Source organism: Nocardia terrae (assembly GCF_009760405.1).
Lineage (GTDB): Bacteria > Actinomycetota > Actinomycetes > Mycobacteriales > Mycobacteriaceae > Nocardia > Nocardia terrae.
Window position 1 is genome coordinate 781,092 of sequence record NZ_WRPP01000004.1, and the last position, 20,607, is coordinate 801,698.

Consider the following 20,607-nt stretch of genomic DNA (forward strand, 5'->3'; position numbering starts at 1 on the left):
TCCAGGACTGGACGGTCGGTAGCATCGCGTCAGCAACCACAACACTGAAACATCGGCGGGCCCAACGAAGCGGCCGCTCACACCGATCGGGAGGTGTCAGGTGGCCATGATTGATCCGTCCCACGACGGAGCGCTGGGATACGCTCTGGGCGTGAGCGAACGACCCTCCGACGGCGGTGAACGCGCCAACGACGCGAACCGCACGGACGGACTGGGAACCGATCGCAACCGGTCGCGCGACGCGTCCGGCAACCGGGCGCGGGAACCCCGCATCGATCCGGATGTGGTCATCCCCTTGATTCCCGCGGAACTCTCCGAGGACGTCGACGAATCCGACGCGCAGCCGCGTCGCCGCGGCCGCTTTCCCGGACAGCTCTCCGCCCTGGTCAATGCCGCCAATCAGCGCGGCGACATCATCGGCCTGGTCCGCAAGGCCCGCGAGAACCTGCCGGGCGACCCGGCCTTCGGCGATCCGCTCTCGGTCTCCGGTCCGGGCGGCGCCCGGGCCGTGGCCCGCGCGGCCGACAAGCTGGTCGGCGATACCCCGAGTGCCGCACGGGAAGTGGGGCTGGGCGCGCTGCAGGTCTGGCAGGCCATGCTGGAGCGGGTCGGCAAGGGTCGCGGCCCCCAGGAGATCACCATCATGTTCACCGATCTGGTGGCGTTCTCCAGCTGGTCCCTCGCCGCCGGCGACGAGGTGACCCTGGACCTGCTGCGCCGGGTGGCCAAGGCCATCGAACCGCCGATCAACGATCGCGGCGGCCAGGTGGTCAAGCGCATGGGCGACGGGGTCATGGCCGTCTTCCCGTCCGCGGATCGGGCCGTGCGGGCGGCCGTGGCCGCCAAGGAGAATCTGTCGACGGTCTCGGTGGACGGCTACCGTCCGCAGATGCGCCTGGGCCTGCACACCGGCAGCCCGCGCGAGATCGGCGGCGACTGGCTCGGCATCGACGTGAACATCGCGGCGCGGGTCATGGAGGCGGGCGGCAACGGCAACACCATGCTCTCGGGGGCGACCCTGGACGCCCTGAAGCCGGAGACCCTCGAGGAGCTGGGCATGGGCATAAAGCCCTACCGCCGCAGCTTTTTCGCGGCCCCGCTCAGCGGTGTCCCCGAAGATCTCCGCATCTTCCGGCTCGAAGCCGAATAGCTAGTGCGTCATATATAGGACCGCGCCCACGGCCGCGAGGACGCCGCACGCGCCGAGCCCGATGGCGATCGGGCGCGAGTTCTTGAAGAGGGAGTACGCCCCGCCGAGGAGGAATCCGGCGAGGGCGAGCAGGACGATGGCGGTGACGTCGGTGGACACCCGAACAGTCTGCCCGAAGGTTGCCGCCGCGCCGGAGGGTGGTCGTGACCTGCCGATTCCGCAAATAACAAGCACGCGGGCTTGATTTTTTCTGGAGCGGATGTGACCCTGTAACCGACCGCGGCGACGACGCCGCGCCGGACTCGGGTGTGCACAGGAGGCCCTACATGAGTCAGCTCGCCGACACTCCGGATGTCATCCGGATCGGCAATTGTTCCGGGTTCTACGGCGACCGGCACAGCGCCATGCGGGAGATGCTCGAGGGCGGGCAGCTCGACGTCCTGACCGGGGACTATCTGGCCGAGCTCACCATGCTGATCCTGGGGCGGGATCGCATGAAGGACGCGAACCTCGGTTACGCCAAAACCTTTGTGAAGCAATTGGAAGGCAGCCTCGGGCTGGCGCTGGAGCGCGGCGTGAAGATCGTCGCGAACGCGGGCGGCCTGAATCCGGCCGGGCTCGCGCAGCGGGTGCGGGAGGTGGCCGAAAAGCTCGGTCTCGCACCGAAGGTCGCGTATGTGACCGGCGACGATCTGCTGGCACGGGCCACGGAGCTCGGACTGGGCGCGCCGCTGACCGCCAATGCCTATCTGGGCGCGTGGGGCATCGCGGAATGCCTGTCCGCGGGGGCGGACATCGTGGTGACCGGGCGGGTCACCGACGCCTCGGTGGTGGTGGGTCCCGCGGCCGCGCACTTCGGCTGGGGCCGAACCGATTACGACGCCCTGGCCGGTGCGGTGGTGGCGGGCCACGTGATCGAATGCAGCACCCAGGCCACCGGCGGCAATTTCGCCTTCTTCACCGAGATCGCCGATCTGGGGCGGCCGGGCTTCCCGATCGCCGAGGTGCGGCGCGACGGCAGCAGCGTGATCACCAAGCACGAGGGCACGGGCGGCGCGGTCACCGTGGACACGGTGAAAGCGCAACTCATGTACGAGATTCAGAGTGCGCGGTATGCCGGACCCGATGTCACCACCCGCCTGGACAGCATCCAGGTGAGCCAGGAGGGACCGGACCGCGTCCTGATCAGCGGCGTCACCGGTGAGGCCCCGCCGCCGCAGACCAAGGTGTCGACCAACACCATCGGCGGCTTCCGCAACGAGATGGAGTTCATCCTCACCGGCCTGGACATCGAGGCCAAAGCCGCACTGGCACAACGCCAGCTGGAGTCCTGGCTGACCGTACGGCCCGCGGAGCTGGACTGGACCCTGGCGCGGCTGGACCGACCCGACGCCGACACCGAGGAGCAGGCCAGTGCGCTGCTGCGCTGCGTGGTGCGCGACCCGGACCCGAACAAGGTGGGCCGCGCCTTCTCCAGTGTCGCGGTCGAATTGGCGCTGGCCAGCTTCCCCGGCTTCTCCCTGACGGCCCCGCCCGGCAACGGCGGACCCTACGGCGTGTTCACCCCGGGATACGTGGATTCCAAGGAGGTCCCGCACACGGCGGTGCTCGCCGACGGGGCCGAGGTGGCGATCGCACCGGCGGGGGAGACGCTGGAGCTGGATGCTGTCGCGGAACCGGCACTGCCGCAGCCGCTTCCGGCCGGAGCGACCTCCCGCGTCCCGCTGGGCACGATCGCCTTGGCCCGCAGCGGTGACAAGGGCGGCAATGCCAATATCGGCGTCTGGGTGCGTACCGAGGAACAGTGGCGCTGGCTGGTGCACACCCTGACCGTCGATGAACTGCGCCGCCTGCTGCCCGAGACCGCCGAGCTGCCGGTCGTGCGGCACGTACTGCCGAACCTGAAGGCGCTCAACTTCATTGTCGAAGGTCTGCTGGGTGAGGGCGTCGCCTATCAGGCCCGCTTCGACCCGCAGGCCAAGGGGCTGGGCGAGTGGCTGCGGGCCAGGTATCTGGACATTCCCGTGGAGTTGCTGCCGTGACCAGCCTCGGGCGAAGCGGAAATACCTGCCGGGTGCGAGCGCGCGTGCCCGGCGGACGAAGTGTCGACCGGCGGGGAATCGGCCTCGCGGAAGGGAACGGGGCGGTATGAGTGCCGAGTACGTGGACCCCTGGCGGACGCCGGAACGGCGCGAATTGCGCGCCACCGTGCGCGGTTTCGCGGAGCGGGAGGTGCTGCCGTACCTGGACGACTGGGAGCGGGAGGGGCTGCTGCCACGCGAGCTGCACAAGAAGGCGGGGGCGCTGGGGCTGCTGGGCATCCAATTCCCGGAGTCCGCGGGCGGATCCGGCGGTGACGGCATCGACGCGGCCATCGTGGCCGAGGAGATGCACTACGCGGGGTGCTCGGGCGGGCTGTTCGCCTCCCTGTTCACCTGCGGTATCGCGGTGCCGCACATCATCGCTTCCGGCAATGCCGAGCACATCGAGCGCTGGGTGAAGCCGACGCTGGCGGGCGAGAAGATCGGGTCGCTGGCGATCACCGAGCCGGGTGGCGGTTCCGATGTCGGGCACCTGCGCACGACCGCGGTGCGCGACGGCGACGAGTTCATCGTGAACGGGTCCAAGACCTTCATCACCTCCGGCGTGCGCGCCGATTTCGTGGTGACCGCGGTGCGGACGGGAGGCCCCGGCGCGGCCGGTGTGTCGCTGCTGGTGGTGGAGAAGGGCACGCCCGGCTTCACGGTCAGCCGCAAGCTGGAGAAGATGGGCTGGCTGTGTTCGGACACCGCCGAACTCTCGTATGTCGATGTGCGGGTTCCGGTCTCCAATCTGGTGGGACCGGAGAACAGTGGATTCGCCCAGATCGCACAGGCTTTCGTGAGCGAGCGGGTGGGCCTGGCGGTGCAGGCGTACGGGCACGCGCAGCGCTGCCTGGATCTGACGCTGCAATGGACCAGGGACCGGGAGACCTTCGGCCGTCCGCTGATCAGCCGTCAGGCCGTGCAGAACACGCTGTCGGAGATGGCCCGCCGCATCGACGTCGCCCGCGTCTACACGCACGCGCTCGCCGAGCGCGCCGCCCGCGGCGAGACCGATCTCATCGCCGAGGTGTGCTTCGCGAAGAACACCGCGGTGGAGACCGCGGAATGGGTTGCCCACCAGGCGGTCCAGCTCTTCGGCGGTCTCGGCTACATGCGTGAGTCCGAAGTCGAGCGCCACTACCGCGATGTCCGCATCCTCGGCATCGGCGGCGGCACCAACGAGATCCTGACCAGCCTCGCGGCCAAGCGATTGGGGTTCCAGTCTTGACCATCCTGCGCACTTCCGTAGACCCGAATTCGGCGGAGTACCGGTCCGCCGCCGAGGCCATGACCACCAAGCTGGCCGAGGTGGAGGCCGAGTACGCCAAGAACATCGCGGGCGGCGGCCCGGAGAAGCTGGCGCGCCATCGCAAGCGCGGCAAGCTGACCGCGCGCGAGCGCATCGAACTGCTCATCGACGAGGACTCGCCGTTCCTGGAGCTGGCCCCGCTGGCCGGTTGGGGCAGCGACTTCCATGTGGGCGGAAGCGTCATCGCGGGCATCGGCATCGTCGAGGGCGTCGAGTGCCTGATCACCGCGCCGGATCCGACGGTGCGCGGCGGCACCTCGAACCCGTGGACGCTGCGCAAGACGCTGCGGATGAACGACATCGCGCTGGAGAACCGGCTGCCGGTGATCGGCCTGGTCGAGTCCGGCGGCGCGGACCTGCCGACGCAGAAGGAGGTGTTCGTCCCCGGCGGGCGCATGTTCCGGGACCTGACGCGGCTCTCGGCGGCCGGAATCCCCACCATCGCACTGGTTTTCGGCAACTCCACCGCGGGTGGCGCGTACATCCCGGGCATGTCCGACTACACGGTCATGATCAAGGAGCGCTCCAAGGTGTTCCTGGGCGGTCCGCCGCTGGTCAAGATGGCCACCGGTGAGGAGTCCGACGACGAATCGCTGGGCGGTGCGGAAATGCACGCCCGCACTTCGGGTCTGGCCGATTATCTGGCCGTGGACGAACAGGACGCGATCAGGCTGGGCCGGTCCATCGTCAAGCGCCTGAACTGGCAGAAGCAGGGTCCGGCGGCGCGGCCGATCGATCAGGTCATCGAGCCGCTCTACGACCAGGAGGAGCTGCTCGGCATCGTGCCGGGCGACCTCAAGATCCCGTTCGATCCGCGCGAGGTCATCGCCCGCGTGGTCGACGGCTCCGACTTCGACGAGTTCAAGCCGCTCTACGGTTCCAGCCTGGCCACCGGCTGGGCCGAACTGCACGGCTACCCGGTCGGCATCCTCGCCAACGCCCGCGGCGTGCTGTTCTCCGAGGAAGCCCAGAAGGCGACCCAGTTCATCCAGCTGGCCAATCAGTCGAACACGCCACTGTTGTTCCTGCACAACACCACCGGCTACATGGTCGGCAAGGAGTACGAGCAGAAAGGCATCATCAAGCACGGCGCGCAGATGATCAACGCGGTGTCGAACTCGAAGGTGCCGCACATCTCGCTGCTCATGGGCGCGTCCTACGGCGCGGGCCACTACGGCATGTGCGGGCGCGCCTACGATCCACGTTTCGTGTTCGCCTGGCCCAGTGCGAAATCCGCCGTCATGGGCGGTGCGCAGCTGGCGGGCGTCATCTCCATCGTGGGCCGGGCCGCCAACGAGGCGCGCGGCATCCCGTTCAACGAGGAGCAGGACGCCGGGCTGCGCGCCATGATCGAGGCGCAGATCGAGGCCGAATCGCTGCCCATGTTCATGTCGGGCCGCCTCTACGACGACGGCGTCATCGACCCGCGTGACACCCGCACGGTCTTGGGAATGGCGTTGTCCGCCATCCACAATTCCCCGATCAAGGGCGCCGAGGGCTTCGGCGTCTTCCGGATGTGAGGCCAGACATGGAGATTACGAACGTTCTGGTCGCCAACCGAGGCGAGATCGCACGCCGGGTTTTCGCGACGTGTCGCCGGATGGGTATCGCGACCACGGCCGTCTATTCGGACGCCGATGCGAACGCCCCGCATGTCGCCGAGGCGGACGCCGCAATCCGCCTGCCGGGCAACACCCCTGGCGAGACTTATCTGCGCGCCGAGCTGATCATCGAGGCGGCCCTGGCGGCCGGTGCCGACGCGATCCACCCGGGCTACGGATTCCTTTCCGAGAACGCCGAATTCGCGAAGGCCGTGCAGGCCGCGGGTCTCACCTGGATCGGCCCGCCGGTCGCGGCCATCGAGCAGATGGGCTCGAAGGTCGAGTCCAAGAAGATGATGGACGCCGCCGGTGTCCCGGTGCTGAAGCAGCTGGACCCGGCCGAGGTCACCGCCGACATGCTGCCGGTGCTCATCAAGGCGTCCGCCGGTGGTGGTGGTCGCGGCATGCGCGTTGTGCGTGAATTGTCCGAGCTGACACCGCAGATCGAGGCCGCGCAGCGGGAGGCCGCCTCCGCGTTCGGCGACCCGACCGTGTTCTGCGAGCGCTACCTGGAGACCGGCCGCCACATCGAGGTGCAGGTCATGGCCGACACCCACGGCACGGTGTGGGCGGTCGGCGAGCGCGAGTGCTCGATCCAGCGCCGCCACCAGAAGGTTGTGGAGGAAGCCCCCTCGCCGCTGGTCGAGAAGATCGACGCCATGCGCGCGTCAGGCCCGGAGGAGGCAGCGGAGCGTAACCACGCAGGGCCCGCGCGCATGGCCGATGGGCAGAGCATGCGGGCGCGGCTGTTCGAGGCGGCCCGGCTGGCGTCGGAGGCCATCGGCTACGAGGGTGCGGGCACCGTCGAGTTCCTGGCCGACGAGAAGGGCGACTTCTTCTTCCTGGAGATGAATACCCGTCTGCAGGTGGAACATCCGGTTACCGAGCAGGTCACCGGCCTGGACCTGGTGCGGTTGCAGTTGCAGGTCGCGGCGGGCCGCCCGCTGCCCGCGCGGCAGCCGGAGATGCGCGGGCACTCCATCGAGGTGCGGCTCTACGCCGAGGACCCGGCGCACGACTGGCAGCCGCAGTCCGGCCCGGTCCACAAGCTCGACATCCCCGGCACCCTGGGCGAATTCACCGTGCTGACCGAGCCGGGCGTGCGCCTGGACACCGGTGTGGTGGACGGCTCGGTGGTCGGCGTGCACTACGACCCCATGCTGTCGAAGGTCATCTCCTTCGCCGAAACGCGTGACGAGGCCGCGCATCTGCTGGCGAGCGCGTTGCAGCGGGCCAAGATCCACGGCCTGGTCACCAACCGCGATCTGCTGGTGCGGGTACTGCGCCACCCGGCGTTCCTGGCGGGCGACACCGATACGGCGTTCTTCGCGACCCATGATCTCGAAAAGCTCTCGGCCCCACTGGTTTCCGAGGGCGACGAGCAGCTCTCCATCGTGGCCGCCGCGCTCGCCGACGCCGCCGCCAACCGGCGTGCGGCCCGGGTCGTCCGCGGCGTGCCCAGCGGCTGGCGCAACCTGCCGTCGCAGCCGCAGTCCAAGTCCTACGAGTCGCGGCTGACCGGCAAGCACGAGGTGCGCTACCGGCTGACCCGCACGGGTCTCGAGGTCGAGGGCTTCGAGGGCCTCGAATTGCTGGAGGCCACACCGGATCTGGTGATCCTCCAGGTCCCCGGCGAGCGCGGTCCGGTGCGCCGCCGCTTCGAGATCGCCCGCTACGGCGACCTGGTGACGGTGGACTCCCCGCTCGGCCCGGTGGCGGTGCGCCGCCTGCCGCGCTTCGAGGACCCGGCCGATCAGGTGGCCGAGGGCTCGCTGCTGGCCCCCATGCCGGGCGCGGTGATCCGCGTCGGCGCGGCGGTCGGCGACCGGCTCGAGAAGGGCCAGCCGATCCTGTGGCTGGAGGCCATGAAGATGGAGCACACCATCGCCGCCCCCGCCGCGGGCATCCTCACCGAATTGAATGTTTCCGCCGGCCAGCAGGTCGAAGTCGGCGCGGTACTTGCCGTGGTCCACAGCGAAGATCAGGAGTAGGCAATGAGTTTCATCGAGACCGACGAGCAGAAGGCGCTGCGGGCCGCGGTGGCCAAGCTGGCCGCCAAGTACAACTTCCGCGACTACGCCGGGCCGAAGGCGCGCCGCAACGAGCCCTTCGACGAGCTGTGGGACGAGGCGGGCAAGCTCGGCTTCCTGGGTGTGAACCTGCCCGAGGAGTACGGCGGCGGTGGCGCGGGCATCTACGAACTCGCGCTCGTCCAGGAGGAATTGGCGGCGCAGGGCTGCGGCCTGCTGCTCATGGTGGTCTCGCCCGCCATCTGCGGCACCATCATCACCAAGTACGGTACCGAGGCGCAGAAGCAGGAGTGGCTGACCACGCTGGCCGACGGTTCGTCGAAGATGGTCTTCGGCATCACCGAGCCGGACGCGGGCTCCAACTCGCACAAGATCACCACCACCGCGCGGCGTGACGGCGAGGATTGGATCCTCAACGGCCGCAAGATCTTCATCTCCGGCGTGGACCAGGCCGAGGCCGTGCTCATCGTGGCCCGCTCCGAGAATGCCAAGACCGGCAACCTGCAGCCCGCCCTGTTCATCGTGCCCGTCGACACCCCCGGCTTCGTGAAGACGAAGCAGGAGATGGACATCATCGAGCCGGACAACCAGTTCACGCTGTTCCTCGACGAGGTCCGGCTGCCCGCCACCGCCCTGGTCGGCCAGGAGGACGCGGCCATCGCGCAGCTGTTCGCGGGCCTGAACCCGGAGCGGATCATGGGCGCGGCCATGGCGGTCGGCATGGGCCGCTACGCCATCGACGCGGCGGTGAAGTACGCCAAGGAGCGGGCCGTGTGGAAGGGTGCGCCGATCGGTTCGCACCAGGGCATCTCGCATCCGCTCGCGCAGGTGAAGATCGAGCTGGAACTGGCCAAGGTCATGATGCAGAAGGCCGCGTTCCTCTACGACTCCGGCGACGACTTCGGCGCGGCCGAGGCCGCCAATATGGCGAAATACGCTGCGGCTGAGGCCAGTATCAAGGCGCTGGACCAGGCGATCCAGACCCATGGCGGTTCCGGCCTGACCTCCGATGTCGGGCTGGCGGGCATGCTGGCGGCGTCCCGCATCGCCCGGGTCGCCCCGGTCAGCCGCGAGATGATCCTCAACTTCGTCTCCCAGCACTCGCTGGGTCTGCCCCGGTCCTACTGACCGGGGTGACGAGTGGCGGCGGTGCGCGGCCACCGCCACTCGTACCGTTCGCATCCGAAAGCCACACAGCAGCAGGAGTATTCGATGACCGACACAGCCGGTGCCGCCGCGGCCGCGCCGTTCGTGCGCTACGAGGTGCGCGACGGGTTCGCGGTGCTGACCCTGGACTCGCCGCACAATCGCAACGCCCTGTCCTCGCGGCTGGTGACGGAGCTGCTGGAGGGGCTGGCCAAGGCGGCGGCCGACGACGCCGTGCGCGGCGTGGTGCTCACCCACACCGGCAATACCTTCTGTGCGGGCGCGGATCTCAAGGAGGCGGTGGACGCCGACCCGGCGGCCGCCGCCGATATCCGCACCCGCTGGATGATCTCGGTGCTGCGCGACATCCTCGCGATGCCGAAACCCGTTGTGGCGCAGGTGAACGGCAATGTGCGCGCGGGCGGCATGGGCATCATCGCCGCCTGTGATCTGGTGGTCGCCGGGCACGACAGCAGCTTCGCCCTCACCGAGGTGCGCATCGGCCTGGCGCCGTTCATGATCTCGCTGACCCTGCTGCCGCGCATGACCGGCCGCTCGGCGGCGCGCTACTTCCAGACCGGCGAGACCTTCGACGCCGCCGAGGCCGAGCGGATCGGCCTGATCACGGTGGCCGTCGAGGATCCGGCCGCCGAGGTGGCCCGGCTGCGCGGGGAACTGCGCAAGGGTTCGCCGCAGGGACTGGCCGAGGCCAAACAGCTGGTCAACGCCGGGTTGCTGGCCGACTTCGACCGCTCGGCCGAGGAGTTGGCGAAGCGTTCCGCGAGCTTCTTCGGCACGCCCGAGGTGATCGAGGGCATCACCGCGTTCATGCAGCGCCGCCCGGCGAGTTGGGCGGAATAGGCGACTCGGCAGAATAGGCGACCATGGCGACACCCCACGAACCGAAGCAGGACCGCAGCCGGGCCACCCGGCAGCGGCTGCTGGAGGCGACCATCGACTGCCTGGCCGAAACCGGCTGGGCAGCCGCCACGGTCGCCGTGGTCGCCGAACGCGCCGGGGTGTCGCGCGGTGCCGCCCAGCACCATTTCCCCACCCGCGAGGACCTGATCACCGCGGCGCTCGAGTACATGTTCGAGACCCGGATGGACCAGGCCAAGGCCGACGCCCTCGCGGTCTCCGAGGTAGCCGAGGGCGTGGCCCGCACCGAAGCGGTGGTCGCGGGCCTGGTCGAGTCCTACACGAGCCCGCTCTTCAAAGCGGCCCTGCAGGTCTGGACCCACGCCGCCGCAGACCCGGTCCTGCGCGAGCGAATCGTCCCCATGGAAGCCCGCTTCGGCCGCATCTCCCACCGCATGGCGATCGAGGCGCTCGGCGTCGACGACACCGACCCCGTCACCCACCATCTCGTCCAAGCCACCCTCGACCTGGCTCGCGGCCTGGGCCTGGCCGACGTCCTCACCGACGACTCCCTGCGCCGCAAGGAAATCGTCCAGCAGTGGGCCGCCACCCTCCACATGGCACTCACCGCCCCCCGCTGACCTGCGCGGCCCCCGGAATCGGGGGCGGTCCGCGCCGGGTTCCGTTGCCTATCCTGGAGATTCGGGAGTGGCTTGGAGATCGGGTGGGGGGCCACATGAATGCTCCGAGATTGGAATCCGCAGGTTCGTTCGAGTCCGGCGAGACTGCCGTTCGCTCTCGTCTACGCCGGCGTGTCCGGCCTCGGATCGTCCACATGGGTCGGGCGCACCGTGGGAGCCGTGCTGTGGCTCGGCCTGTACGCCGGGTCGGGCGTGTTGCTGAGCCACTGGTTCGGCATGCCCGCGATGGTCGCGTTCGCGGTGGGTGCGCTCGGGCAGGGGCTCGGGACACGCGCGGTTCGGCGACGCAATCAATTGACCGCCGATCGCGTGTCGGTCGACCTCGGGCACGGTCCGGGAATACGGTCCTACATCGACAAGCGGGCCCCGGACGATTGGCTGTCCCCGCCTATGGTGTGGTCGCTTTCGCCCGCCATGCGGGTGCTCGCCTTCCTGTGCCGGATCATCGATCCGGACCCTCGGCCAGGCGAGCGGCTGCTGGCCATCGACAGACGCCTGCACCTTCGGTGGAGCTGAATCGGGGCCAGCGCTCAGAAGCCGAAAATCTCTGCGATCTCGATGGATTCGTCGTCCCAGCGGCGTTCGATGGCCTCGCGCTCGGGCTCCGGGAGATGGGGATGCCAACCGGCCTTGCGCCAGAAGGCTTCTCGGTGCTCATCGCTGAGGGGATACGGCGTGCTCATGGCGGATTCCCTGGATCGTGACGGCCGTCACATCCAGTCTATGAAGAAGAACCGAGCGTCAGGACCGGATCGGGATCCTGACGCTCGGTTCGGTTGTGGCGGTGGCAAGCCCGCCGGTTATGTGGTCTTCGGGGCCGTCAGGTCGTAGAGGGTGATGCCGTCCACTTCCTGAGAGTCGAAGTGCTCCTTGACCCATGCGGTGATCTGAGAGCTCTGGCTGTTGCTGTTGCCGCCGCGCTCGCCGCCGCCCATCTGGCTGCCGCTGATGAAGTAGTGGATCCTTCCGACCTGCACGTACTCCTGGAACTGAGCCAATGTCGGGGACGGGTCGCTGCCGTTGAAGCCGCCGACCGGCATGACCGGCAACTGGGTCGCCAGCTGGAAGCCGGCCGCCGAGTTGGAGCTGACCGTGGCGGCCACCCAGGTGTAGTCGGAGCCGTCGGCCTTCAACAGCGCGGTGACCTTGTCGCTCGGGGTGCTCGCCATCATCATGTTGCCCGCACCGCCGCCGAAATCGCCGGGGCCGCCGCCCTTTCCGGCGGTGTTGCCGGGGAAGCCCGCGGTGTCACCGTGGTTTCCGGCCGCGCCGCGCTGACCGCCGGGACCGCCGAAGCCGCCAGCGGGCCGATCGCCGAAGCCGTGTCCGCCCGGACCCCAGCCACCGCGGGTCATGGGTCCGGCCGAGGGCATGGGGCCCTGGTGGGCCGTGGTCAGCCCGTTCACGGTGTACGCGATCGGTCCGGCCAAACCGACCAGTACTGCCGCCGCCGCGGCGACCAGACCGGCCTTGCGCGGCAGGCGAATCAGGACGAGCAGGGTGGCGACGATGCCGCCGACCAGAACCACCCAGCGCAGCCACGGCACGAAGGAGGTACTGCGGGACAGGATGATCCACGACGTCGCGGTGGTCAGACCCACTGCCAGGGCGGTGGTCAGGCGCACCCACAGGGTGTCGCGGTGCTGCCAGGCGAGCACCGAGCCCACGCCGACGAGCGCGGCCACCGCCGGGGCCAGCGCCACGGTGTAATACGGGTGGAAGATGCCCTTCATGAAGCTGAACACCAGCCCGGTGCCCAGCAGCCAGCCGCCGAACAGGATGAGCGTGGCCCGCCGCGGATCGGTGCGGGTCAGCTTGCCGCGCAACACGAGTCCCACGACCAGCAGCACCAGCGCCGCCGGGATGAGCCAGGCGATCTGACCGGCCTGCTGCGGCTGGAACAGCCGCCCGATACCGGGCGTGCCCCACATGCCTCCGCCGCCGGTCGGCATCTGCTCGCCGCCGCCGAATCCGCCGACACTGCCGGTCTCATCGCCATTGAGGCGGCCGAGACCGTTGTAGCCGAGGGTCAGTTCGATGATCGAATTGTGCTGGGAGCCGCCGAAGTACGGCCGGTCCGAGGCGGGCCACAGCTCGGCCAGCAGCACCCACCAGCCCGCGCCCACGACCATGCCCGCCAGCGCCCCGAACAGCTGCGCGATCCGCGTGCCCAGCTTGGGCGGGCCCGCGATCAAGTAGGTCAGCGCCAGCGCCGGCACCACCAGCAGCACCTGCAATTGCTTTGCCAGGAAGCCCAATCCGATGAACGCGCCGGTGAGCAGCAGCCAGCGCCAGCGGCCGTCGGCCACCGCGCGAGTCATGGCCCAGGCCGCGGCCAGCATGAGGAACACCAGCATGGCGTCCGGGTTGTTGAACCGGAACATCACCGCGGCAATGGGAGTCAGCGCCAGTACCAGCCCCGCCAGCAGTCCGGCGCTCGCGCCGAAGTCGCGGCGCACGATGGCCCACAGCAGCGCCACCGACGCCACGCCCAGCAGCGCCTGCGGCAGCAGCATGCTCCAGGCGTGCAGCCCGAAGAGGCGGACCGAGATCTCCATGGGCCACAACGACAGTGGCGTCTTGTCCACGGTGATGGAGTTGGCCGCGTCGGAGGAGCCGAAGAACATCGCCTTCCACGACACCGAACCGGCCTGCACGGCCGCGGCGTAGAAGGAGTTGGCCCAGCCGTTCGCGGCCAGGTTCCAGATGTAGGCGACGGCGGTGCCGACGAGCAGTGCCGCCAGTGCCAGGTACTCCCGGCGGCCGGAGCCGTTCGCGGGCGGCTCGGCCGGTGGCGGGGAGAGCCGGGGTTCGGTCAGTGTCGCGGTCATCGGTCGCCTCCTCGGTCAGCTCGGTCGGTCGGGGAATCAGCTCGGTCGGTCGGGGAATCGGCGGGGTCGGTCCAGAAGGGCAGATCGCCGTGTTCGGGGTGGCTGCGGCCGGGGAAGTCGACCCGCAGCAGCCGGAAGCCGTCGTTCGGAAGCGCTTGCGGCGCAGGGAAGACGATGGTCACCGAACCCCCTCGGGCACGGGATGCTTACCGGCATTGCGGAACACCCAGCGCAGACCGACGAACCGCAGCAGCGTCGCGACCAGATTCGCGATCACCAGCACCACGAGTTCGAGATGCACCGCCGCGTCCGGCGCCCAGTGATGCAGGGTGTAGAGCGAGCCACTGGTGAGCGCCCAGGCGACGCCGAAGATGGCGAGGCCCTGGAAGTGGTGCGACACCGCCTGATTCGACCCGCGCACCCCGAAGGTGAAGGCGCGGTTGGCGGCGGTATTGCCGATCGCGGTGATCAGCAGCGCCAGGAAGTTGGCGGCCTGCGCACCCGTGATCCCCTGTAGGAGCACGTAGAGCAGTAGGTAGGCCAGCGTCGAGGTGACGCCGACGATGCCGAACCGCACCAGCTGCCCGACCATGCCCAGCGGCACACCCTCGACCAGCGGCTCGCGGCCGATGGCGGCGCGCAACTCGTTGATGGGCAGGCGGCCGGTGGTGAGCGCGCGGCCCACCCGCCAGACGCCGAGCAGGTCCTTGCGGGCGGTGTCGACGATGTCGACCCGCGAGTCCGGGTCGTCGATCCAGTCCACGGGCACCTCGTGGATGCGTAGCCCGATGCGCTCGGCCAGCACCAGCAGTTCGGTGTCGAAGAACCATTCGCCGTCCTCGACCAGCGGCAGCACCAGTTTGGCGACCTCGCCGCGCATGGCCTTGAAACCGCACTGCGCGTCGGAGAACTTGGCCTGCAGGGACGCCCGCAGGATGAGGTTGTAGCAGCGGGAGATGATCTCGCGCTTGGGTCCGCGCACCACGCGGGAGGAGGAGGCCAGCCGGGTGCCGATGGCGACATCCGAATGTCCGGACACCAGCGGCGCGACCAGCGGCAGCAGCGCGTTGAGGTCGGTGGACAGGTCCACGTCCATGTAGGCGACCACCTGGGCGTCGGAGGCCTGCCACACCTCGCGCAGGGCGCGTCCCCGGCCCTTGCGATCCAGGTGCACCACCCGCACGCCGTCCAGCTGGGACGCCAGCTGCTTCGCCACCTCGAGGGTGGAGTCGGTGGAGGCGTTGTCGGCGATCGTGATTCGCGCCGTGAACGGGAAGTTCAGGGTCAGGAAGGCGTGCAGCCGGCGCACGCAGGGGCCGAGGTCGACCTCTTCGTTGTAGACCGGAACGACCACGTCCACGACGGGCGCGGTCACTGCTTCTGCGGGTTCCGCCTCCCGGACGGCGGTCACGGTGTCGCTCATAGTGACCAATTTCGATCACCGAACTCACATCAGGCTGCGCCCTGCCTGGGAGCTTCCTGGGAGACCGTGATCCGCGTTACCTCGGACCGAGATGCAGCCGCCACAACGGCGAGACCGGTCCGTGTCCCGCGCCCAGGTCGTAGGACGCCTCCAGACAGCGGAAGGTCCACTCCTTGGCGAAGGCGACGGCGTCGGGGACCGAATGGCCGTGGGCCAGCGCGCAGCAGATGGCCGCGGCCAGGGTGTCGCCGCCGCCGTGGTCGTTGCCGGTGTTCAGGCGTTTGGCCGGCAGTTCGTGGAAGGTGTCGCCGTCGAAGAGCAGGTCGGTGGACTGCTCGGAGGTGCGCAGGTGGCCGCCCTTGACGATGGCCCAGCGCGGGCCCAGCGCGATCAGGGCCTCGGCGGCCTTGCGGGCCGAGCCGTCGTCGACGACGTCGATGCCGGTGATGAGCCGGACCTCGTCGAGGTTGGGGGTGACCACGGTGGCCAGCGGAATCAGGGTGTGGCGCACCGCCTCCAGGGCCTCGGCGTGCAGCAGGGCGTCGCCGTGCATGGAGGCCGCGACCGGATCCACGACCAGCGGGATGTCGCCGTCGCGGCCGATGCCGACCTCGCGGCAGACGCCCGCGACCGACTCGATGATGGCGGTGGAGGCCAGCATGCCGGTCTTGGCCGCGCCGATGCCGATGTCGCCCACCACGGTTCGCACCTGGTCGGCCACGATCTGCGGCGGGATCTCGTGGAAACCGCTGACGCCCAGGGTGTTCTGCACGGTCACCGCGGCCACGGCCACGCAGGCGTGCACGCCGCACATCGCCATGGTGCGGGAGTCGGCCTGAATGCCCGCGCCGCCGCCGGAGTCGGTGCCCGCGATGGTGAGCGCGCGAACCGGGGTGGCGCCATTCGGGGCGAGGGGTAGGAGTTCCACGTCACAGACCCTAGTGGTCCGGAATCGCGCCCCGACGCCCGCCCTAATTGAAAACCGTTATCATTAACTGCATGACTTCCGACCCGACTCAGAAACCGCTGCCAGTTACCGTGCTCTCCGGCTTCCTCGGCGCGGGGAAGACGACCCTGCTCAACCACATCCTGGCCAACCGGGAGGGCCGCCGGGTGGCGGTCATCGTGAACGACATGAGCGAGATCAATATCGATGCCGCTCTGGTCGAGGGCCAGGGCCACCTCGACCGGACCGAGGAGCGGCTGGTCGAGCTGACCAACGGCTGCATCTGCTGCACGCTGCGCGACGACCTGCTCGAGTCGGTGGGAAAGCTGGCGCGGGAGGGCCGCTTCGACTACCTGGTCATCGAATCCACCGGCATCTCCGAACCCATGCCGGTGGCGGCCACCTTCGAGTGGGAATTCGAGAACGGCTTCCGGCTCGGCGACCTGGCGCGGCTGGACACCATGGTGACCGTCGTGGACTCCTCCACTTTCCTGGCGGAAGTGGTCCGGGGGCAGGCCCTGGCCGAACGGAATCTGCAAGCGGGAGAGGGCGATGCGCGCACCATCGCCGACCTGCTCATCGATCAGGTCGAGTTCGCGAACGTGCTGGTGCTCAACAAGACCGACCTGGTGAGCGCGAAGGCCCTCGGGACGGTGGAGGCCACGATCCGCCGATTGAATCCCGGCGCGCGCGTGGTGCACGCCGCCCACGGCGTGGTCGATCTCGCCGAGGTCCTGGACACCGGCCGCTACGACCCCGACCTCGCGGCCCAATTCGACGGCTGGGACGACGAACTCGCGGGCGTCCACACCCCCGAAACCGAGGAATACGGCATCAGCAGCCTGCGGTTCACCGCCGACCGCCCCTTCCACCCCGAACGCCTGGAATCCGCACTGGCCCAACTGCATCGGCTGCTGCGCAGCAAGGGCTTCTTCTGGCTGGCCAGCCGCCCCGACCTGGCCGCCATCTGGTCCCAGGCCGGGCCCAATCTCACCTTCGAACCGGGGGCGCACTGGGACGCCCTGGATATGGAGCCGGGCCAGGAAATCGTCTTCATCGGCATCAAGCTCGACCGCCCGCACGTGCGTGATCTCCTGACATCCGCACTGCTGACCGATGCCGAATTGACTGCGGGCCAGCGGGAATGGCGCACCTACCCCGACCCCTTCCCCACCTGGGATGCCACCCACGAACACGCGTAAAGGCGTGTCAGCGATCTTGTCAGCTCGGCGTCAGTGCGGTGTCAGCGGTGGCGGACAAAGTATGTCCATCGAACAAAACAGACCTGGATCACCGGATCCGGGACTGCCACAACAGTTTTCGAAGGAGTACGCAATGTCCGCCACCCTGAACCTGACCGACCGGGACAAGTCCACCATCCGCTCCGCCGCCTACGGTGCCGTCTCGCTGCTCGCCGCCGCGTCCCCCAAGCCCAACAAGGCCGCCACCGCGGGCTCCCGGGCCCTCACCTCCGCGACCGGTCGGATCGGCCACGTGCTGAACGCCAAGTCCAAGGACATCCACCTGTCCGGCAACACCGTCGCCGATCTCGCCGACCAGGTGCTGCCCGCCCTCGCCACCGCGGCGGGCCTGCTCGAGCAGCAGGACCCCGCCGAGGCCGACAGCTTCCGCGCCGCCATCCTCGTCGCCGTGGAAGCCGCCGCGACCGTCGCCCCCAGCCCCGTCGTCGACGACATGACCCGAAAGGTGACCGCCGCCCTGCACGCCTGATAAACCGATCGCCGAGTGGCGCATCCTGGAGGGGATTTCGGACAAATCTCCTCCAGGATGTGCCACTCGGCGTTGTCAGTTGGAGATGCCGGGGGTGCGTTGGAGGTAGGTGGTGTCGGTGAGTTGGTCGACGAGGAAGTTGGCGAGGTCGGCGCGCGAGATCTTCAGGGACAGGGCGGTTTCGGTGGCGGGGAAGCCGCGGCGGTAGGTGCCGGTGGCGGGGCCGTCGGTGAAGGCGCTGGGGCGGACGATGGTCCAGTCCAGGTCGCTGGCGACGACGTACTGCTCCTGCTGGACGTGGTCGGCGTAGGCCTGGCGCAGCAGCATGCCGAACATGACGTACTTCCAGACGAAGTTCAGGTTGCCGCGGCTGTCGCCGACGCCCAGGGAGGATTGGCAGATCAGGCGTTTGACGCCGGTGCGGTCCATCGCCTCGATCACGAGGCGGGTGCCCTCGGCGCGGACCACGCCCTTGCGGCCCGCGCCCAGCACGACGATCACCGCGTCCTGGCCGGCGACCGTGCGCTCCACGGCGGCCGGGTCCATGACATCGCCGACCTCGACCCGCAGCCGCTCGTGCGGGGCGGCGATGTTCGCGGGGTCGCGGGTCAGCGCGGTGACCTGATGCCCGGCCGCGAGGGCGCGGGCGACGACATGGCGACCGACGGTGCCGGTGGCTCCGAAAATGGCTACCTTCATGGCTCTCACCTCGTGTAATTCGTTGTCTCGAAGGTGAATTCAGTACATCAATCCGGGCCGCCGGCGAACATCGCCGTGCGTCTCGCGAACATGCGGGAGGGTCCAGGCATGCGAATGGCCCGCGTTCCGAGCCGGAACGCGGGCCATCGGGGATCGATCAGGCCAATCGAGCGAAGAACTGGCGAATATCCGCGAGCAACACCTCGGGCGCCTCGTGGGCGGCGTAGTGACCGGCCGCGTCATTGGCGCTGGTCGAGTGCATCGACCTGACGTCATGGGCGTGCCAGCTCACGATGTTCTTGTGATCCCGGTCGGCGAAGCGGCGCATCGACTGGAAATCGCCCTTGAACATGCACAGCGCGGTCGGCACGGTGGTCGGGCCGGGCGTGCGCTCGGTGTCGTGGGCGTCCTCCCAGTAGAACCGGATGGACGAGGCGGCGGTGCCGGTCAGCCAGTAGATCGCCGTATTGCCGACGATGAACTCGGCGTCCAGGCTCTCGCCCATGAGTTGAGAGTTCCAGCCCAGCAGGCCGATCGGAGAATCCGAGATCGCGAAGGCCAGGGTCTGCGGCTGCTGGCTGTGCAGGGTGTTGAACGAGAACTTGTTGTCCATGAACCACTGCAGGTGCCCCAGCGCCGCCAGGTCCTCCTCCGGCAGGTCCGCCATCTCGGCCGGATCGCCGGAGGGGAACGAGAACAGCTGTGTCACATGCATTCCCAGCAGCCGGTCCGGTGCGATGCGGGCCATCTCCGGCGCGACCATCGAGCCCGCGTCATTGCCGATCGCGCCGAAGCGCTCGTAGCCGAGCCGGACCATCAACTCCACGAAGGCACGGGCGGTGCGGCGGGTGCCCCAGCCGGTGCTGCGGGTCGGGCCGGAGAAGCCGAAGCCGGGCAGCGAGGGGATGACCAGGTGGAAGGCCGGGGACGCGGCGTCGGCCGGATTGGTCAGCGGCTCGATGACGTCCAGGTATTCGAGGATCGAGCCGGGCCATCCGTGGATCAGGACGGCCGGGACGGCATCCTCGCGCGGGGAGCGCACGTGCAGGAAGTGGATGTCCTCACCCTCGATCTCGGTGGTGAACTGCGGGTAGGCGTTGAGCTCGGACTCCAGTGCCCGCCAATCGAATTCGTTCAGCCAGTAGTCGGCCAGCCCGCGCACCCGGTCCGCGGTGACGCCGTACGCGTCGCCCACGCCCGGCAGCTCGTTCGGGTACAGGGCGTTGCGCAGCCGTGCGGAGAGCTCGTCCAGCTGGGCCTGGGGGACATCGATGCGGAAGGGGCGGATGGCGGTGGTGGGCTGGGCGTTCATCATTCTCTCCTTGGTGGAACGGAATGCTTCGTTCTGTTTCAACCATAGCGGAACGGATTATTCCGTTCAAGTGGTAATCTCGGTTCATGTCCAAGACCGCCGAACCCACAGCTCAGCGCGCCCTGCCCGGCCGCAAGGCGCAGGCCGCCCGCAATGACGAGCTCATCTTGGCCGCCGCGCGAGACGTGTTCCTCGCCGAACCCAAGGCCCCGATCTCGGCGGTCGCCGAGCGCGCCGGAGTAGGAATCAGCGCGCTGTATCGGCGCTATCCGAGCAAGGAGGAGCTGCTGCGCACCCTCTGCTACGACGGATTGCGCCGCTACAACGCCGAAGCCGAAGCGGCGCTGGCGGATTCCGACGGCTGGGCCGCGCTGACCGGCTTCCTGGAACGGGTCGTCGACGCCGACGTGCACTCGCTGACCGTGCATCTGGCCGGCACCTTCACTCCAGACGACTCGATCCTGCCCGAGGTGATGCGCTCGGCCGAGGCCAACGAGGAACTCATCCGCCGGGCCCGGGAGTCCGGCCGGTTGCGGGACGGGGTCACCGTCGCCGACCTCGGTCTGGTGCTCGAGGCATGCTCGGCCATTTCGCTGCCCGACCCCGAGCGCACCGCGCAACTGCGCCGCCGGGTGCTCGCACTGCTCATCGACGGTCTGGCGGCTCCGGGGGAGCTGCCGGGCCCGCCGCCCGCCCCGGGGGAGTTCGCGGGGCGCTGGCAGCCGCGCGGCAAATAGTCGGCAGCCGCGCGGCAAGTGATCGGATCGTTGCCCCTGAATACCGGGG

The 20,607-nt window shown here is 69.0% G+C and carries 20 protein-coding genes; 12 read left to right on the forward strand and 8 right to left on the reverse strand.

The window, feature by feature from the left end; all coding sequences use genetic code 11:
* Positions 1-289 precede the first annotated feature (289 nt).
* A complete protein-coding gene (locus tag GPX89_RS23650; protein WP_407939483.1) occupies positions 290-1,150 on the forward strand; it encodes an adenylate/guanylate cyclase domain-containing protein in 861 nt (286 codons plus the stop codon).
* On the opposite strand, the gene GPX89_RS23655 is transcribed toward GPX89_RS23650, so the two are convergent.
* Positions 1,151-1,309: a hypothetical protein gene (locus GPX89_RS23655; RefSeq protein ID WP_157389727.1), complete on the reverse strand. Its 159-nt coding sequence runs from the start codon at positions 1,307-1,309 to the stop codon at positions 1,151-1,153. It lies immediately after the preceding gene.
* Positions 1,310-1,476: 167 nt separating this feature from the next.
* On the opposite strand from GPX89_RS23655, the gene GPX89_RS23660 reads away from it, so the two are divergent.
* The 8 genes from GPX89_RS23660 to GPX89_RS23695 all read left to right on the forward strand — a co-directional run bounded on the left by GPX89_RS23660 (position 1,477) and on the right by GPX89_RS23695 (position 11,395).
* A complete protein-coding gene (locus tag GPX89_RS23660) occupies positions 1,477-3,192 on the forward strand; it encodes an acyclic terpene utilization AtuA family protein (RefSeq protein WP_157389728.1) in 1,716 nt (571 codons plus the stop codon).
* Between the two features lie 106 nt (positions 3,193-3,298).
* A complete protein-coding gene (locus tag GPX89_RS23665) occupies positions 3,299-4,462 on the forward strand; it encodes an acyl-CoA dehydrogenase family protein (RefSeq protein WP_157389729.1) in 1,164 nt (387 codons plus the stop codon).
* Entirely contained in the window at positions 4,459-6,063 is a 1,605-nt protein-coding gene (locus tag GPX89_RS23670; protein WP_157389730.1) for an acyl-CoA carboxylase subunit beta, read from the forward strand. Before GPX89_RS23665 ends, GPX89_RS23670 begins: the two co-directional genes overlap by 4 nt.
* 8 nt (positions 6,064-6,071) lie before the next feature.
* Complete coding sequence (locus GPX89_RS23675; protein ID WP_157389731.1) at positions 6,072-8,135, forward strand: acetyl/propionyl/methylcrotonyl-CoA carboxylase subunit alpha; 2,064 nt, start codon at positions 6,072-6,074, stop codon at positions 8,133-8,135.
* A gap of 3 nt (positions 8,136-8,138) precedes the next feature.
* Positions 8,139-9,302 (forward strand): acyl-CoA dehydrogenase family protein, encoded by a 1,164-nt coding sequence (locus GPX89_RS23680; RefSeq protein ID WP_157389732.1) that lies wholly within the window; start codon positions 8,139-8,141, stop codon positions 9,300-9,302.
* An 84-nt stretch (positions 9,303-9,386) separates the two neighbouring features.
* Positions 9,387-10,181 carry an enoyl-CoA hydratase family protein gene (locus GPX89_RS23685; RefSeq protein WP_157389733.1) on the forward strand — a complete coding sequence of 265 codons (795 nt, stop codon included), beginning with the start codon at positions 9,387-9,389 and terminating at the stop codon, positions 10,179-10,181.
* A 23-nt stretch (positions 10,182-10,204) separates the two neighbouring features.
* Positions 10,205-10,819 carry a TetR/AcrR family transcriptional regulator gene (locus tag GPX89_RS23690; RefSeq protein ID WP_157389734.1) on the forward strand — a complete coding sequence of 205 codons (615 nt, stop codon included), beginning with the start codon at positions 10,205-10,207 and terminating at the stop codon, positions 10,817-10,819.
* 219 nt (positions 10,820-11,038) lie between these two features.
* Positions 11,039-11,395: a hypothetical protein gene (locus GPX89_RS23695; RefSeq protein ID WP_157389735.1), complete on the forward strand. Its 357-nt coding sequence runs from the start codon at positions 11,039-11,041 to the stop codon at positions 11,393-11,395.
* Positions 11,396-11,409: 14 nt separating this feature from the next.
* Here GPX89_RS23695 and GPX89_RS43915 read toward each other — a convergent pair whose 3' ends face one another.
* From GPX89_RS43915 to thiD, 5 genes are all read right to left on the reverse strand, one after another.
* Positions 11,410-11,562, reverse strand: coding sequence for an RNA polymerase sigma factor sigma-70 region 4 domain-containing protein (locus GPX89_RS43915; RefSeq protein WP_198347550.1), 153 nt, complete (start codon positions 11,560-11,562; stop codon positions 11,410-11,412).
* Between the two features lie 117 nt (positions 11,563-11,679).
* A complete protein-coding gene (locus tag GPX89_RS23700; RefSeq protein WP_157389736.1) occupies positions 11,680-13,710 on the reverse strand; it encodes an ArnT family glycosyltransferase in 2,031 nt (676 codons plus the stop codon).
* The gene (locus GPX89_RS23705; protein ID WP_157389737.1) at positions 13,707-13,892 is read right to left on the reverse strand and encodes a hypothetical protein; all 186 of its coding nucleotides are present in this window, start codon (positions 13,890-13,892) and stop codon (positions 13,707-13,709) included. The genes GPX89_RS23700 and GPX89_RS23705 overlap by 4 nt, the downstream gene beginning before the upstream one ends.
* Positions 13,889-15,133 (reverse strand): glycosyltransferase, encoded by a 1,245-nt coding sequence (locus GPX89_RS23710; protein WP_157389738.1) that lies wholly within the window; start codon positions 15,131-15,133, stop codon positions 13,889-13,891. Before GPX89_RS23710 ends, GPX89_RS23705 begins: the two co-directional genes overlap by 4 nt.
* A gap of 76 nt (positions 15,134-15,209) precedes the next feature.
* The gene (gene thiD / locus GPX89_RS23715; RefSeq protein ID WP_328602224.1) at positions 15,210-16,061 is read right to left on the reverse strand and encodes a bifunctional hydroxymethylpyrimidine kinase/phosphomethylpyrimidine kinase; all 852 of its coding nucleotides are present in this window, start codon (positions 16,059-16,061) and stop codon (positions 15,210-15,212) included.
* A gap of 71 nt (positions 16,062-16,132) precedes the next feature.
* Between thiD and GPX89_RS23720 the strand changes: the two genes are divergently transcribed.
* Together GPX89_RS23720 and GPX89_RS45535 are read left to right on the forward strand one after the other, a co-directional pair.
* Complete coding sequence (locus tag GPX89_RS23720) at positions 16,133-17,281, forward strand: GTP-binding protein (RefSeq protein ID WP_157389739.1); 1,149 nt, start codon at positions 16,133-16,135, stop codon at positions 17,279-17,281.
* Between the two features lie 133 nt (positions 17,282-17,414).
* A complete protein-coding gene (locus GPX89_RS45535) occupies positions 17,415-17,810 on the forward strand; it encodes a hypothetical protein (RefSeq protein WP_157389740.1) in 396 nt (131 codons plus the stop codon).
* Between the two features lie 75 nt (positions 17,811-17,885).
* Here GPX89_RS45535 and GPX89_RS23730 read toward each other — a convergent pair whose 3' ends face one another.
* Entirely contained in the window at positions 17,886-18,509 is a 624-nt protein-coding gene (locus GPX89_RS23730) for an NAD(P)-dependent oxidoreductase (protein ID WP_157389741.1), read from the reverse strand.
* 157 nt (positions 18,510-18,666) lie between these two features.
* Entirely contained in the window at positions 18,667-19,821 is a 1,155-nt protein-coding gene (locus tag GPX89_RS23735; RefSeq protein WP_198347551.1) for an epoxide hydrolase family protein, read from the reverse strand.
* An 86-nt stretch (positions 19,822-19,907) separates the two neighbouring features.
* Here GPX89_RS23735 and GPX89_RS23740 point away from each other — a divergent pair, with 86 nt between their 5' ends.
* Positions 19,908-20,558, forward strand: coding sequence for a TetR/AcrR family transcriptional regulator (locus tag GPX89_RS23740; protein ID WP_157389743.1), 651 nt, complete (start codon positions 19,908-19,910; stop codon positions 20,556-20,558).
* Positions 20,559-20,607 lie beyond the last annotated feature (49 nt).

Bases quoted from the DNA above. Each gene is read 5' to 3' on its own strand.
- GPX89_RS23660 (WP_157389728.1), top strand. From the start codon at position 1,477: ATGAGTCAGCTCGCCGACACTCCGGATGTCATCCGGATCGGCAATTGT.
- GPX89_RS23665 (WP_157389729.1), top strand. From the start codon at position 3,299: ATGAGTGCCGAGTACGTGGACCCCTGGCGGACGCCGGAACGGCGCGAA.
- GPX89_RS23675 (WP_157389731.1), top strand. From the start codon at position 6,072: ATGGAGATTACGAACGTTCTGGTCGCCAACCGAGGCGAGATCGCACGC.
- GPX89_RS23680 (WP_157389732.1), top strand. From the start codon at position 8,139: ATGAGTTTCATCGAGACCGACGAGCAGAAGGCGCTGCGGGCCGCGGTG.
- GPX89_RS23685 (WP_157389733.1), top strand. From the start codon at position 9,387: ATGACCGACACAGCCGGTGCCGCCGCGGCCGCGCCGTTCGTGCGCTAC.
- GPX89_RS23690 (WP_157389734.1), top strand. From the start codon at position 10,205: ATGGCGACACCCCACGAACCGAAGCAGGACCGCAGCCGGGCCACCCGG.
- GPX89_RS43915 (WP_198347550.1), bottom strand. From the start codon at position 11,562: ATGAGCACGCCGTATCCCCTCAGCGATGAGCACCGAGAAGCCTTCTGG.
- GPX89_RS23700 (WP_157389736.1), bottom strand. From the start codon at position 13,710: ATGACCGCGACACTGACCGAACCCCGGCTCTCCCCGCCACCGGCCGAG.
- GPX89_RS23710 (WP_157389738.1), bottom strand. From the start codon at position 15,133: ATGAGCGACACCGTGACCGCCGTCCGGGAGGCGGAACCCGCAGAAGCA.
- GPX89_RS23720 (WP_157389739.1), top strand. From the start codon at position 16,133: ATGACTTCCGACCCGACTCAGAAACCGCTGCCAGTTACCGTGCTCTCC.
- GPX89_RS45535 (WP_157389740.1), top strand. From the start codon at position 17,415: ATGTCCGCCACCCTGAACCTGACCGACCGGGACAAGTCCACCATCCGC.
- GPX89_RS23730 (WP_157389741.1), bottom strand. From the start codon at position 18,509: ATGAAGGTAGCCATTTTCGGAGCCACCGGCACCGTCGGTCGCCATGTC.
- GPX89_RS23735 (WP_198347551.1), bottom strand. From the start codon at position 19,821: ATGAACGCCCAGCCCACCACCGCCATCCGCCCCTTCCGCATCGATGTC.
- GPX89_RS23740 (WP_157389743.1), top strand. From the start codon at position 19,908: ATGTCCAAGACCGCCGAACCCACAGCTCAGCGCGCCCTGCCCGGCCGC.